At 63.4% G+C, this 14,624-nt stretch carries 11 protein-coding genes and 1 pseudogene; 8 read left to right on the plus strand and 4 right to left on the minus strand.

What is annotated here, in order from left to right; genetic code table 11:
* The first annotated feature begins 8 nt into the window (after positions 1 to 8).
* The 7 genes from AB5K84_RS33765 to AB5K84_RS33795 all read left to right on the plus strand — a co-directional run bounded on the left by AB5K84_RS33765 (position 9) and on the right by AB5K84_RS33795 (position 7,166).
* Positions 9 to 893 (plus strand): intradiol ring-cleavage dioxygenase, encoded by an 885-nt coding sequence (locus tag AB5K84_RS33765; protein ID WP_011085464.1) that lies wholly within the window; start codon positions 9 to 11, stop codon positions 891 to 893.
* A 60-nt stretch (positions 894 to 953) separates the two neighbouring features.
* The gene (locus tag AB5K84_RS33770) at positions 954 to 2,348 is read left to right on the plus strand and encodes an FAD-linked oxidase C-terminal domain-containing protein (protein WP_011085463.1); all 1,395 of its coding nucleotides are present in this window, start codon (positions 954 to 956) and stop codon (positions 2,346 to 2,348) included.
* Positions 2,345 to 3,868: a sugar ABC transporter ATP-binding protein gene (locus AB5K84_RS33775; protein ID WP_011085462.1), complete on the plus strand. Its 1,524-nt coding sequence runs from the start codon at positions 2,345 to 2,347 to the stop codon at positions 3,866 to 3,868. The genes AB5K84_RS33770 and AB5K84_RS33775 overlap by 4 nt, the downstream gene beginning before the upstream one ends.
* Positions 3,861 to 4,811: an ABC transporter permease gene (locus AB5K84_RS33780; RefSeq protein WP_011085461.1), complete on the plus strand. Its 951-nt coding sequence runs from the start codon at positions 3,861 to 3,863 to the stop codon at positions 4,809 to 4,811. The genes AB5K84_RS33775 and AB5K84_RS33780 overlap by 8 nt, the downstream gene beginning before the upstream one ends.
* Positions 4,808 to 5,785: an ABC transporter permease gene (locus AB5K84_RS33785; RefSeq protein WP_011085460.1), complete on the plus strand. Its 978-nt coding sequence runs from the start codon at positions 4,808 to 4,810 to the stop codon at positions 5,783 to 5,785. The genes AB5K84_RS33780 and AB5K84_RS33785 overlap by 4 nt, the downstream gene beginning before the upstream one ends.
* Positions 5,786 to 5,827: 42 nt before the next feature.
* Positions 5,828 to 6,802 carry a sugar ABC transporter substrate-binding protein gene (locus AB5K84_RS33790; RefSeq protein WP_063921423.1) on the plus strand — a complete coding sequence of 325 codons (975 nt, stop codon included), beginning with the start codon at positions 5,828 to 5,830 and terminating at the stop codon, positions 6,800 to 6,802.
* Positions 6,803 to 6,878: 76 nt separating this feature from the next.
* Positions 6,879 to 7,166: a YciI family protein gene (locus AB5K84_RS33795; RefSeq protein ID WP_011085458.1), complete on the plus strand. Its 288-nt coding sequence runs from the start codon at positions 6,879 to 6,881 to the stop codon at positions 7,164 to 7,166.
* Positions 7,167 to 7,670: 504 nt separating this feature from the next.
* On the opposite strand, the gene AB5K84_RS33800 is transcribed toward AB5K84_RS33795, so the two are convergent.
* The 4 genes and pseudogenes from AB5K84_RS33800 to AB5K84_RS33815 all read right to left on the minus strand — a co-directional run bounded on the left by AB5K84_RS33800 (position 7,671) and on the right by AB5K84_RS33815 (position 11,214).
* Complete coding sequence (locus tag AB5K84_RS33800) at positions 7,671 to 8,021, minus strand: hypothetical protein (protein ID WP_161536001.1); 351 nt, start codon at positions 8,019 to 8,021, stop codon at positions 7,671 to 7,673.
* Between the two features lie 91 nt (positions 8,022 to 8,112).
* Positions 8,113 to 8,487 (minus strand): hypothetical protein, encoded by a 375-nt coding sequence (locus tag AB5K84_RS33805; protein ID WP_038965870.1) that lies wholly within the window; start codon positions 8,485 to 8,487, stop codon positions 8,113 to 8,115.
* Positions 8,488 to 9,508: 1,021 nt separating this feature from the next.
* A pseudogene (locus AB5K84_RS33810) lies at positions 9,509 to 10,121 on the minus strand (SphA family protein); the annotation flags it as partial.
* 19 nt (positions 10,122 to 10,140) lie between these two features.
* Positions 10,141 to 11,214 (minus strand): SphA family protein, encoded by a 1,074-nt coding sequence (locus AB5K84_RS33815; RefSeq protein WP_011085453.1) that lies wholly within the window; start codon positions 11,212 to 11,214, stop codon positions 10,141 to 10,143.
* 666 nt (positions 11,215 to 11,880) lie between these two features.
* Here AB5K84_RS33815 and AB5K84_RS33820 point away from each other — a divergent pair.
* Positions 11,881 to 14,379, plus strand: a complete 2,499-nt coding sequence (locus AB5K84_RS33820) for an arylsulfatase (RefSeq protein WP_011085452.1) — start codon at positions 11,881 to 11,883, stop codon at positions 14,377 to 14,379.
* Positions 14,380 to 14,624: the final 245 nt, after the last annotated feature.

A 14,624-nucleotide genomic window follows, 5' to 3' on the forward strand; every position in this document is an offset into this window, starting at 1 on the left:
AGACATCCATGCGTAACTTCAACGAGACCACGATCACGGAGGCGGTGCTGGAGCGGATCGCAGGCGCAACCGATCCGCGCATCAAGCAGGTCAGCGAGGCGCTGGTGCGCCACCTTCACGCCTTCGTCCGCGAGGTCCGCCCGACCCAGAAGGAATGGGAATACGGCATCGACTTCCTGACCCGCACCGGCCACATGTGCGACGACAAGCGCCAGGAGTTCATCCTGCTGTCGGACACGCTCGGCGTCTCCATGCTGGTCGACGCGATCAACCACCCGGTGCCGGAAGGTGCGACCGAGACCACGGTGCTCGGCCCGTTCTTCGTCCAGGCCGCGCCGGAGAAGGACATCGGCGCCGACATCTCCGGTCCCATGGAAGGCGATCCCATGCTGGTCACCGGCTCGGTCTCGACCGTCGACGGACGTCCGCTGGCGGGCGCCGTCGTCGACGTCTGGCATTCCGACGATGACGGCTATTACGACGTGCAGCAGCTCGACCAGATCGGCGATCTCGCGATGCGCGCGCGCTTCCACACCGACGCCAATGGCCGCTTCCATTTCTGGTCGATCAAGCCGGCCGCCTATCCGATCCCGCATGACGGCCCGGTCGGCGAGATGCTGGAGGTGCAGGGCCGCCATCCCTGGCGTCCGGCGCATGTGCATTTCATGATCTCGGCGCCCGGCTTCGAGCAGCTCGTGACCCATGTGTTCGTCGCCGGCGACAAATATCTCGACAGCGATGTGGTGTTCGGCGTCAAGGACAGCCTGATCCGCGAGTTCGTCCGCCACCCGGCCGGGCGTGCGCCGGATGGTCGCATGGTGGACAGCGACTATTTCCATCTCAACTACGATTTCGGCCTGAAGCAGGTTGCGAGCAGCGCAAGAGCCGCCTAAGCCGAACCACAACGCAGCGGACCGGCAAGAGTCCGTCATCGGGGCAGACAGGGAGCAAGGATGGGACCGCGGGTCAGCACAGTAGCATTGGCCGATCGCCTCACCGGCATGATCGGCCCGCGCGCGAGCGTCGCGCGCGGCGTGCTCGATCAGCACGGCCAGAGCGAGTCGCATTATCGCAATTTGCCGCCCGACATCGTCGTCTTTCCTGAAACCACGCAGGAAGTGGTCGACATCGTGAAGCTGTGCGCAAGCGCGGGCATGCCGATCGTCCCGTTCGGCGCCGGCACCTCGCTCGAGGGCAATGCGGCTTCGGTCGCCGGCGGCGTCTGCTTCGACTTCGCGCGCATGAACAAGGTGCTGGCCGTGCACGACAGCGACATGGACGTCGTGGCGCAGCCCGGCATCACGCGAAAGCAGCTCAATGCGGAGCTGCGCGGCACAGGCCTGTTCTTCCCGATCGATCCCGGCGCCGATGCCTCGATCGGCGGCATGACATCGACGAGGGCCTCCGGCACCATGGCGGTGCGCTATGGCACAATGAAGGACAACGTCATGGCGCTGGAGGTGGTGCTGGCCGACGGGCGCGTGATCCGGACCGCCAGGCGCGCCCGCAAGTCGGCCGCCGGTTACGACCTGACGCGCATGTTCGTCGGCGCCGAAGGCACCCTCGGGCTCATCACCGAGATCACGCTGAAGGTGCATCCCGTGCCGCAGGCAATCTCGGCCGCGGTTTGCAGCTTCGACACCCTGCACAATGCCGTGGACACCGCGATCTCCGTGATCCAGTCCGCGATCCCCGTGGCGCGCATCGAGCTGCTCGACGACGTCATGATGCGCGGCATCAATGCCTACGCAAAGCTCGGCTATCGCGAGGCCCCGACCCTGTTCTTCGAATTCCACGGCTCCGAGGCCTCCGTCGCCGAGCAGGCCGAGGCCGCAGAGGCGATCGCCGCCGACCATGGCGGTCATGGATTTGCCTGGGCCAAGGCGCAGGAAGACCGCAGCCGGCTCTGGCACGCCCGCGACAACACGCTCTATGCGGGCCTGGGCCTCCGGCCCGGCGCGCGCGCCGTGATCACCGATGTCTGCGTGCCGATCTCGCGGCTGGCGGAATGCCTGACCGAGACGCGACGCGACGCGGACGAGCACGGCTTCACCGCGCCGATCGTCGGCCATGTCGGCGACGGCAACTTCCACATGCTGATCCTGATCGATCCGGCAAAACCGGACGAAGCTGAGGGCGCCAAGGCGCTCCAGGCCCGCATGGTCGCCCGCGCCATTGCCATGGACGGCACCTGCACCGGCGAACACGGCATCGGGCTCGGCAAGATCGACTATCTCGCTGACGAGCTCGGCGAGGCCGTGGACGTGATGCGAGCGATCAAGACCGCGCTCGATCCTGATGGACTGATGAATCCCGGAAAGATCTTTGCGGGCGGAGCCAAGGCATGAGCGACGCGCTTCCGATCGAGGTCACCTCACCCACGCCGCTGCTCGAGCTGCGCGGCATCAGCAAGGAGTTTCCCGGCGTCAAGGCGCTGGATGACGTGTCCTTTGCCGTCTTCCCCGGCGAAGTCCATATGCTGCTGGGGGAGAACGGCGCCGGCAAGTCGAGCCTGATGAAGGTGCTGTGCGGCGCCTACCGCGCCGATGCCGGCGAGTTCTACTACAAGGGCGAGAAGGTCGCGATCGGCTCGGCCGCGGATGCACAGAAGCTCGGCATTGCCGTGATCTTCCAGGAGTTCTCGCTGGTCCCCCATCTCGACATCGCCCAGAACATCTTCCTCGGCCGCGAGCCGAAGGGCCGCATCCCCGGCACGATCGACCGGAGCAAGATCCTCGCCGACGCCAAACGCGTGCTCGGCACCATCGGCTTCGACATCGATCCCTCCACGATCGTGGACAAGCTCGGGGTGGCGCAGCAGCAGATGGTCGAGATCGCCAAGGCGATCAGCCAGAACGCACGCATCCTCGTCATGGACGAGCCGACCGCGGCGCTGTCCGACCGCGAGACCGAGCTCCTGTTCGCGCTGATCGCGCGGCTGAAAGCCGACGGCGTGTCGATCGTCTATATCTCGCACCGCATGGCGGAGGTGTTCGCGCTCGGCGATCGCATCACGGTGCTGCGCGACGGCCGCCGCATCGACGGCGTCCGCCCGGCCGACGTCACGCCGGACCAGCTCGTCCGCATGATGGTCGGACGCACCGTCGACATGACCTATCCGCGCAATTTCGCCGACAAGCCCGGCGAGGTACTGCTGCAGGTCAAGGGCCTGAGCTCCTCGACCGGGATCTCCGACATCAACATCGAGGTGCGCCGGGGCGAGATCGTCGGCCTGTGCGGCCTGGTCGGCTCCGGCCGCAGCGAAGTCGCGCGCGCCATCTTCGGCGCCGATCCCGTCAGCTCCGGCGAGATCATCTTCGACGGCAAGACCATCTCCGGCGAGCCTGATCTCGCCGCCCGCCGCGGCATCGCGCTGATCCCGGAGAGCCGCAAGAGCGAGGGCCTCGCTCTGCTGCGGTCGGTGAGCGACAATCTGGTGGTGTCGGCGCTGCGAAAACTGTTCCCGAGCGGACTGTTCGACCAGCGTTCGGCGCAGCGCACCTCCGACGGCCTGATCCGGCAGCTGAGGATCGCGACGCCCAGCGCGCGCCAGACCGTCGGCCTGCTCTCGGGCGGCAACCAGCAGAAGGTCGTGATCGGCAAGTGGCTGGCCGCCGGCTCGAAGCTCTTCATCTTCGACGAGCCGACGCGAGGCATCGACATCGGCGCCAAGTCCGAGATTTTTGCGCTGATCGACCGCCTGGTCGCGGAAGGCGCCGCCGCACTGATGATCTCGTCCGAGCAGGTCGAGATCTGCCATGTCTGCGACCGCGCCTATGTGATGCGCGAGGGCCGCATCGCGGGACACCTGACGCGCAACGAACTGACCGAGGAGAACATCGTGCGACTGGGGATGCATCATGCGTGAAGCTGCGGTCGTTTCCGAGCCCAATCCGCTGCAACGCATTCCCGGCGTTGCCATCGTGCTGGTGCTGCTGATCGCGCTGTTCAGCGCGATCGCACCCGGCTTCCTGTCGGTCGCCAACCTCTCCAACGTGCTGGTGCAGTCGACCATCCTCACCATGCTCGCGCTGCCGATGACCCTGATCATCATGACCGAGGGGCTCGACCTGTCGATGGGTGCAGTGCTGACGCTGACCTCGCTCTGCGTCGCGATCGTGTCGCTCGCGACCAAGTCGATGCTCCTGGGCTTAGGTGCCGGCCTGCTGGTCGGCGCGGCCTTCGGCACCGTCAACGGCTGGCTGGTTGCCATTCTCGGCATTCCGCCCTTCGTCGCGACGCTCGGCACGCTCGGCATGGCCCAGGGCCTATCGCTGATCGTCAGCGACGGCCAGAGCGTGGTCGGCATTCCTCACAGCGTGCGCGACATCTACTCGGCGACGCTGCTCGGCGTTCCCGTGCCGATCGTGATGGCGCTGGTGACTTACGCCGCGTTTCACGGCCTGCTCTATCACACCCGCTTCGGCACCTACATCTTCGCGCTCGGCGGCAACCGCGAGGCGCTGCGCTATGCCGGCCTCTCGCCGAACAAGCTGCTGATCGCGGTCTATGCGCTCGGCGGCGCCATGGCCGGCATCGCGGGCCTGTTGATGACCGCGCGGATGAATTCAGGTCATCCGACCGCGGGCCTCGGCCTTGAATTCGATGCGATCGCAGCGGTCGCGGTCGGCGGCACCTCGTTTGAGCGCGGCAATGGCTGGCTGCTTGGCACGTTGCTGGGCGTGATCGCGGTCGGCGTGCTTCGCAATGGGCTCAACCTGATCTCGATGCCTTCGTCGGTGCAGGTCGCAAGCGTCGGCGTCCTCGTCATCGTCGCACTATTCCTCGACGGCCTGCGGAGCCGCGCATGACCGACATCACCAAGGAGGCGATCGTGCCGCCCCGCTCCTTCCTGTCGCAGGACGCGATCCAGGTGTTCTATCGCCTGCTCGCAGCTTTGCTGATCTGCGCCGTGCTGGCCGTGCTCAGCGATTCCTTCCTGAGCCTCGGCAACATCCTCAATGTGCTGAGGCAGGCGAGCCTGACCTTCTTCATCGCCTCCGGCCTGACGCTGGTGGTGCTGACCGCGGGCCTCGATCTCTCCGTCGGCGCCAATGTCGCGCTGTCGGCCTGTATCGCCGGAACCGTGATCCACAAGACCGGCTCGCCGGCACTCGGCATCCTCACCGGCCTTGCCTGCGGCGGCATCGTCGGCCTTCTCAACGGTGTCATGGTCACCGCGCTGCGCATCCCCTCCTTCATCGCGACCTATGGCATGCTCTGGGTGCTGAACGGCCTGACCTACTGGTACATGGCGGGCGAGACCCTTCACGGTTTTCCGGCAGGCTTCCGCCAGATCGGCAGCGGCTATCTGTTCGGCCTGCCGATCCCGGTCTACCTGCTGCTGGTCTTCCTCGGCATCGGAACGCTGTTTGCCCAGCGCACGATCTGGGGCCAGGAGATCTACGCGATCGGCGCCAATCCGGTCGCGGCGCGGCTCTCCGGCATTCCGGTCGCGCGGCGCCTGCTGCTGGTCTATGCCGTCTCCGGCACCATGGCGGGGCTCGCCTCGATCATCTTCCTGTCGCGGCTCAATTCGGCCGAGGCCGACATCGGCGAGAGCCTGACGCTACCGGCAATCGCGGCCGTGCTGATCGGCGGCACCTCGCTGTTCGGCGGTGTCGGCACCGTGTTCGGCACCTTCATCGGCGCGTTGATCCTGACGCTGGTGCTGAACGGCATGAACCTGCTCTCGGTCAGCGCCAACTGGCAGCCGCTCGTCACCGGCGTCATCGTCATCCTCGCGGTCTGGCTCGACATGAAGACCCGCCGCCGCGCGCAATGAGTTCCTAGAGTTCCAACAAGCAAAATGAGGGATGGAGGCAACATGAGACTGAAACTGGGCTATCTGGCGCTGCCGCTGCTGATGGCGGCCGCGATCACCACCGAGGTGCGTGCCGACGGCGAGACCATCGCCGTCTTCACCAAAAACCAGACCAACCCGTTCTTCCAGACGGTGCGGGTCGGCGCCGACAACATGGCGAAAGCGCTGAACGCGAAGACGCTGCAGTACATCCCGACCAAGCCGGACTCGATCCCCGAGCAGCTCAGCCAGATCGAGGACGTCGTGGTGAAGAAGCCGAGCGCCATCGTCTTCACGCCGGTGGACTACAAGGCGATGGTGCCGGGGGTCGAGAAGATCAACGAAGCCAAGATCCCCGTCGTCAACATCACCGACCGCTCGGCCGGCGGAAAATTCCTGTCCTTCGTCGGCGCCGACGATTACAGCCTTGGGCTGGAAACCGCACGCTTCCTGCTCAAGACGCTGGGTGGCAAGGGCAACATCGTCATCATCGAGGGCGTCAAGGGCTCCCTGACCAATGTCGACCGCGTCCGCGGCTTCAACGACGCGCTGAAGGAAAACGCGGGCGCCAAGCTGCTGGCCTCGCAGCCCGGCAACTACCAGCGGCTCCAGGCGCTCCAGGTGATGGAAAACCTGATGCAGTCGAATTCGCAGATCGACGGCGTGCTGGCCGCCAACGACGCCATGGCGGTCGGTGCGATCGAGGCGCTCGACGGCGCCAACCGCAAGGCGCAGGTGATCGGCATCAACGGCACCAAGGAGGCGATCGACGCGATCAAGTCCGGCAAGCTGCTCGCGAGCGGCGACTACAACGGATTTGCGCAAGGCTGCCTCGGCACCATGATGGCGATCCGCTCCTTGCGCAGTCAGCCCGTCATCGGCGAGATCGTGCTGAAGCCGACCGTCATCACCAAGGACAATTTCCAGCCGTTCGACGTGCCGCTGGAGCAGCGGACCTGCCCGACCTTCGAGGACGCCGGCAAGCTCGGCGCCAAGTAACCCAACCGATCATCACAAGCACGGACGGCCGCACCCGCGGCCGTCCCAAGAAGACCAAGACATAAACGGAGACACCATGCTGTTCGCCATTCATGCCATCGACCGCACCGGCGCGCTGCCGACCCGGCTCGCCAATTACGACGCCCACAAGACCTTCCTCAGCGACACCTCGCGCTTCGGCGTCAAGATCGTGATGTCGGGGCCGCTCGTCTCCGACGACGGCGCAACCATGATCGGCAGCCTGTTTCTGATCGAGGCGCCGGGCCGAGCGGAGGTCGAAGCCTTCAACCGCGCCGATCCCTTCGCCGCGGCCGGCATCTGGGACAAGGTCACGATCACGGGCTTTCTACGCCGCCAGGGTTGAGCGGCCTCGGCAACACTGCACCGGGCAACCCGCCGCGCAGTCGTCATATTGACATCTCTGATGTGCCTTGCTGCTCGTGCCGTTATTCGGTGAATAGATCAGATTTCGATCGTTTGCGCTGCCTAGCGACAGACCCATACTCCGTTCACCAGCACACGGGCGCATGCCGGCGCCACGACGGTGGCCGCAGCCCCTGCCGCTACCGCCCCGCCCACGACAGCCCGGCGCGTGGTCCGTCGCGCGACTCCGGCAACACTTGCGGGCGTCGCCGGCCGTCCCACCCTCGCCTGCGCGCTGTCGACCGAAAATGACAGACCACGCTCGTGCGACCATTGCACGGAACCGATCGCGGCGACGGCAATAATGGCAGCTCCAAAGCACCAGTTTCTGCAGGTATGTTTCATGGTCGACCTCCTTCTTCCGTTGTTGAATCGCTATTCGTTTCGAGTCTTGCGCCCAACAGCGACGGGCGCACCGATGGCGAAATTTGCCACCTGCCGTCTCTTACCGGCGAGAGCGCGGCGGTGGCGGGACGGGCCCCAAATCGCGCTGCCAGATGGTGCCATTGTCGAACTGAATGAGCATGCCATCCGGCGAATAGACCGCACTCTGGTTGAATGCGTCGATCCAGATCCGGGTTGCCGGCCAGTACCAGTCGGGCCACGCGCGGGACGGCTGCCCCGCTTCCGTCAGGAGATTAAGTTCAGTCCCGTTTTGGGTAATGTAAGCCGGCAAATTTCCCTGGCACATTCGGACACATTTGTAGATGCCGGTCAGATTGATCGACTGGGCTGACACAGGAGTCGGCGCAAGCGCAGCTGTCATCACGGCGACAACGATCGGAAAATGTTTCATACAAATCACTCCTTCGTTCAAATGATCAGGAGAGCCCCTGTCGAATGGGCTTCCAATAAAAGCGAGTTGCGCTCCGCGAGCGAGCGCCGGATCACTGCGAATTTCGGTTCTTGCTCGCTCCTCTCAAACGCGGTGCCGTCGAGGGCGACTTCACCCACTCCGCCATTTGGATACAGGTGAGAAGATCGACATAGCTCGGACTTCCGCCGGCCGAGGCTTCCCCTTCGCAGCTATCGCGAAGGGGATTTGGCGCAGCGCTCCACACCGTGCTGAGCTGTTGCTGCGCAGCCAACTCATCGCGCATGCAGTCTGCGAAGCTCTGGGAAAGGGCAAGCCCCATTGCCTTGTCATCAGCTGTGGTCGCCTGGCACGTCGCCTCTACCTTCAATTCGGGGACGCGATCGGAGACGGGCATCACGAGCAGTTGGGTCCCGAGGAGCGCTGCGGATAATGCTGCCATCGTCATCTTGACCTCCTTCAAACTCTATCAAATGCCCCCCTGAACTGCCACCACGAGGCACCGCGCTAGAATTGCCCCGGTTGAGCCGGGGGACCGGGCCAATCGGATCGCAGGTTGCTCCGGTTGTTGCGATCGAAGAGGTCTTGCCTGCAGATGAAGCCGTTCCCGCAGCTAACCGCCGGAGGAGCAGGCCGGCGAACATCGGCGGCCGCCGCGATCTTTGCGTGCGGCGCCTTGGCGAGGGCGGCCGTGACCAGGACAACCTCAAGCCCGCAAAGGACGGTAAGCAAGCACGTCTTCTTCATGGGATCAGCGCTCCTTTGCTGGCCGGGCGCAGGCGGTAAACCGACCGCGCCGGTCAAACGGCCCGTCGTTCGGTAACAAGGCGGATGGGGATAGTCGCCGGAGCGAGTGCTGTGCCCGCGATTGCGACGGACGAAACACGGTGCGGGCACGTGATGCAGCAAGAGACATGTGAACTCTCCGGCACTCGGCGAACGTCGGGCATAACGGGGCACGACGTTACGGGACCGGCCTTGATCCAGATCAAGCTCACGTCGGCGTTCCCGCATTGCGCAGGGCGCGAGAGCTACGCCACTCCGTCGCGCGCTACGTGCGGCTCGTTCGAGGGGGAGTGGCGATTTCGTCGACCAGGGGGAGGCTCGTGGCTGACGTCGCTCAGCGCCGGAAACTCTCCGACCAGCCTTGCGAAATAAGCTCTCAACAAGCGATCGAAAGTCGACTTTGCTTCGCCGACGTCGCGGCCCTCAAGGCCGAGGTTTTCGGCAGTCCCACCCAGTACTTGTTGCGCCATGGCCTGCCTCCTCGAAGCAGTACACGCCCGGATGCCCTTTTTTCCTCGTTGTCAATAATCGATGAGCCGCGATCAATCGGTTTGATCCATCTCAAACGACTCGCGCTCTTGAATGGGAAGCAAAGGCCGACCGCCCATGGGCGTCAGCCTTGATGATGCGCGCAACAGGTGTTGCCGCTGGTCTCCAGAGAGATCGTCAGCGCGATGTGGGTACTACTTTGTAGTCATCCGCTTCGGTGGCGCGGTCGGCGCAGGCGCTGCCGGCGAGATGACAAACGTCACCCAGGCATTCCAGCCGTCGGGCCGGTTTTCCGCGGCAAATTCCTTGTAGGCCTTCAGGTTCAGATAACCCTGCATGTCGCCAACCGGAAAGATGAACCCGACTTGCCGGCCGACGCTCGCGACCTGCGAGCGGAAGCAGCCGAGGCGATCGCCGGAGCCGCTATCGCAACCGAGCTGCTTATAGACGTAGCCCACCAGACCGACCTGGATTGGCTTGGTCAGGATTTGAGAGGCGCCCCAGTCGAAGTACATGCCGACGCCGCATTGATACTGCGTGTCAGTGTTCTTGAAATTGTAGGTGAAGCCGAGCACGCCAGAGAGTTCATGGCCGGTCTGCGGATTGAAATCGGTGTAGCCACCGCCTGCATCGATCGTCCCATGTCCGAGCCCGATATTGGCGAGGCGCGCGGACTGGTAAGCGCCGACAGGGATGTCACCCACGACTAGGTCATGTAGTTGTTGACGCCCGCATTCCGGCGCATTGCGAACTGGGGATCAGGTCGCCAAAGCCCGTCACTGAACCGCTGAGAGAATCGAAGCGCGATGACGAACGTAGGCCGCGTTTACTTCGTCACGATCCTTCGCGTCGGCGCGACCGTGCTGGTCGGCGCCATTGGCGACAGCGAGAAAGTCAGCCACGTATTCCAGCCAGCTGGCCGATTTTCTGCGGCAAACTCGCCGTACCCTTTCAGGTTCAAATACCCCTGCAGGTCACCGACCGGAAACAGGTATCCGATCTGAGGACCGACTCCCACCACGCGCGACCGAAAACCCCCAAGGATCGGGGGCTGACCAAAATCGTCCGTGACCTGTTGATAGTAGTAGCCGACCAGCCCGACGAAGAGCTGCTTCGAGAGAAACTGCGAAGCACCCCAATCGATGTGGAAATCGACGCCATTCCGATATTGCGTGTCAGGATTCTTGAAATTGTAGGTGAACCCGGCGACTGCGGAAAATTCGTGCCCCGCCTTCTCATTGAAATAGGTGTAGCCGCCGCCGCCGTCGATCGCGCCGTGTCCGATGCCGAGGTTAGCAAGACGGGTTGGAGAGTAGGCGCCAACAGGAATGTCGCCGGTCAAATAGGTCATGAAATTGTGGACGCCGGCGTTCCACTTCAGCGTTGCTTGCGGATACAGATCGCCCACCGAGGTGATTGAATCAGAGAGGGTCCCCGTGCGGGTCGTCACAAAGGGCCCGACCGCTGTTGTCAGCGTTCCGTCGAGGGTTGCGGCGGATCGGCCAAACAAGCCGGTGATGCCGATTGCCAATTGTCCGCCAAGTACCGGCGTCGCGAACGTGTAGGTCGGGTTGAGCAGGACAAGGTCCGCCTGCGCGTTTAAACGCAGATTCAAATCGACATTGACGTTAGCGGGGATCCGGCCGACGCGGATTTCTCTTGCCGCGGCTGCGTTACCGAAGGCCGACACGCTGGTGTGATAATAGACCTCGGCCATCGACCAGCCGGGGACCGCAGGGACTGCCGCGAGGCTGCTGAAGCGCCCCGGAAGCCAGTATGAAACGCCATCCTCGTCGGCATATGCTGGGTCGGACGAGACTCCGGCCAATGCCACAGCCAGACCGATCGTTGCGCGAATAAGCCGACAATGAGACTTTGGTTCGGATAGGTACCGCTTCATCCGCTCGTCCTCCCGCCGACGAATGACAGTGTATCGATCGGCGATTCAATGTCTCGTTCCAAGGTAACGACTTCGTCAGATTCGGCTCAACATGTTGCGCTAAAGGCACTCAGCATCGCCGCTGGCCCGTAGGATTACCGACAGCATCGTTGACCGGAGGTATCCATATCTAGGCAAGCAGCGCCCGTGTGTAGCAAGAAGACTGCAAGATAGTGCCCCTGCCAGAGGCGGCGGCCACATCGAACGCTCTTGGTTAAGTCGCTGTGACATTCGTCACGCACTCGTGCGGGATGATAAGCGAGCAAACCTCAGCCGTTTGTGTCGCTCATGTCTCCGGCATCGTTCGGGTGTCATCGAGTTGGATCAGCGCTCGACAGCCGGATGCGATCCGAAGTAGAGTATTCGCGCGTGTTCGGAGTATATTGCAATGGATACTCGCAAGATACTTATTGCGCTGATCGCTGCCTTCACCGTCACGCCTCCAGCATTTGCACCGCAAACATAACGCCACGAGCTGCTCAAAGCACCGCTCGCGCGCGATCCGTCTTGATCAGATTAAGACGGAAACTGCCCCGAGGTTCACGTAGGGGCTACGTACCGCCGACCAGGAGAGAAGATTTCGGCTTCCAGCCAAGTCAGATCAGTTCGGTTTTCGGGAGTTAGCCAATGATGAGCGCCTCGAACCTGCATCGCCGAATTAGTTCGCGCTTTCTGCTCGCTGCTCTCTTGCTGATGCCGTTGACAGCCCTCAACGCCAACGCCCAGCAAACCACTGGCACTCCCGGTTCGCCCGGGGCGACGACCACGATCGACGGCAGGTACCTGCCAAATCCGCCGCAGCCGTTCAGGGGCGAGATCAATCCCAACGCCGTGCAATCGAAGCCGTACTGGCCGGCGCGCATTGTCCCGCCAAAGGGCGCGCCCAATGTGCTTCTGATCATGACGGACGATGTCGGCTTTAGCGCGCCAAGCACGTTCGGCGGCGTGATCCCGACGCCGGCGCTGGACCGTATCGCCCAAACGGGTCTGCGCTACACGGCGTTCCACACCGTGGCGCTGTGCTCGCCAACGCGCGCTGCACTCCTCACCGGCCGCAACCATCACTCCGTGGGCACTGGCGTCGTCGTCGATCAGGCGACCGGCTACCCCGGCTACAACAGCATCATCCCGCGCGATGCCGTCGCCATCGGCGAGATCCTTCGGCAGCACGGCTACGACACCTCGTGGTACGGCAAGGACCACAACCTGCCGCAGTGGGAGGCGAGCCAGGCTGGCCCCTTCCACAACTGGCCGACCGGACCCATCAAGGGCTTCGACTACTTTTACGGCTTCCCAGGCGATGACACGAGCCAATGGCAGCCGAACAATCTCTTCCGCAACACCACTCCGATCCAACCCTTCCAGGGAAATCCCGGCTGGAATCTGATCACCGCGATGGCCGATGAGGCGATCGGGCGCATCAAGATGCTGAACGACGTCCAGCCCGACCGTCCCTTCATGATCTACTACGCGCCCGGCGGCACGCACTCGCCGCACCATCCGACGCCCGAGTGGATCAAGAAGATCAGCGATTTGCATCTGTTCGACAAGGGTTGGAACGACCTGCGTGAACAGATCTTCGCTAACCAGAAACGACTGGGTGTGATTCCGCAGAACGCGCAGCTAACGGCCTGGCCGGACAGCATCCCGAAGTGGGATACGCTTTCGCCCGAGGCGAAGAAGCTCTACACCCGGCAAGCCGACGTCTATGCTGCGTATCTAGCTTACACCGACTACGAGATTGGTCGTGTCATCCAGGCCATCGCGGACACCGGCAAGCTCGACAACACGCTCGTCATCTACGTCAGCGGTGACAACGGCGCGAGCCCGGAGGGCACGCTCCATGGTCTTTACAACGAGTTCGCGGTTGCCAACGCCGTGCACCCGACGGTCGAAATGAACATGAAGTTCTATGACGCCTGGGGCTCCGACCAGACCTACCCCCACTACGCGGTGGGCTGGGCGTGGGCCTGGGATACGCCCTTCAAATGGACCAAGCAGATCGCGTCGTATTTCGGCGGCACCCGCAACGGCATGGCCATGGCCTGGCCGGCGCGGATCAAGGACGCTGGCGGCATCCGTCACCAATTCCACCATGTAATCGACGTCGTGCCGACAATCCTCGAGGCGGTTGGCGTCCCCGAGCCGGTGACGGTCAACGGCATCGCTCAGAAGCCGATCGAAGGCGTGAGCATGGCCTACACCTGGGAAGGTGGCAGCGCGCCCAGCCGGAGGACGACGCAGTACTTCGAAATGTTCGGCAAGCGGGCCGTTTATCAGGATGGCTGGATGGCCTCGACGCCTCCGCTGAGCCCGCCTTGGGACCTCAGTTTGGCGGAGCCGCCCTCGGACGTCATGAACGCCTACCGTTGGGAGCTCTACAATATCAACGAAGACTGGACGCAGTCGAACGACCTCGCCGCCAAGATGCCGGACAAGCTGCGCGACATGCAGCAATTGTTCACCATGGAAGCTGCGAAGTACCAGGTGTTCCCGCTCGACGACACGCGTTTGACCAGGTTCATTTCGCACAAGCCGAGCTACGCTCCGGGCCGGACCCAATTCACCTATTCGGGTGAGCTGAGCAACGTGCCGTTCCCGGAAACAGGCTCCGCGCCGAGCCTGCTGAACCGGTCGTACACGGTCACCGCCGAGGTCGACGTTCCCCAAGGCGGCGGCGACGGCATGCTGATGACCGACGGCGGCCGGTTCGCCGGCTACGGCTTCTACCTGCTGAAGGGCCGGCCGGTGTTTACCTGGAATCTGGTCGCCCTGGAGCGCGTCAAGTGGCAGGCCAAGGAGACGCTCGCTCCGGGCAAGCACACGCTGGAGTTCGACTGGAAATATGACGGACCGGGCCTGGGCAAGGGCGGCACCGGCACCTTGAAGGTGGACGGCAAGGTGGTGGACAGCCATCCGATGCCGCGCAGTCTTCCCATAACCCTGATGTGGGATGAGACCTTCAACGTCGGCCTCGACACCGGCACGTCGGTGGATGACCAGGACTACCAGGTGCCATTCCGCTTCACCGGCAAGCTCAACAAGCTGACCGTGAAGCTCGGGCCGAACGAGATGTCGCCCGCAGAAAAGGAGACGGTCGCGAAGACAATGCGAGACAAGCAGTAGGCTCGTTGGCGAACGGAAGGTTCCGGCCACATGATTCATGCCAAAGCTCGCGAAGGCAGGTCCCCGGTCACAGCAGGAGGGTAACGTTTACAGGACGCTTGGTGTACTGGTGCTGGCAAGCACGATGGGACTGACGACAGGGCCCGCCCAAACCGCTCAGGAAACGCCGCAGAGCATGCTCGCGGCGCAGATACGCATGCAAGGCTTTGCCTGTGACAAGCCACTCGGTGCAGTCAGGGATCGAC

Source organism: Bradyrhizobium sp. 1200_D9_N1_1 (assembly GCF_052075915.1).
GTDB classification, from domain to species: Bacteria; Pseudomonadota; Alphaproteobacteria; order Rhizobiales; family Xanthobacteraceae; genus Bradyrhizobium; species Bradyrhizobium diazoefficiens.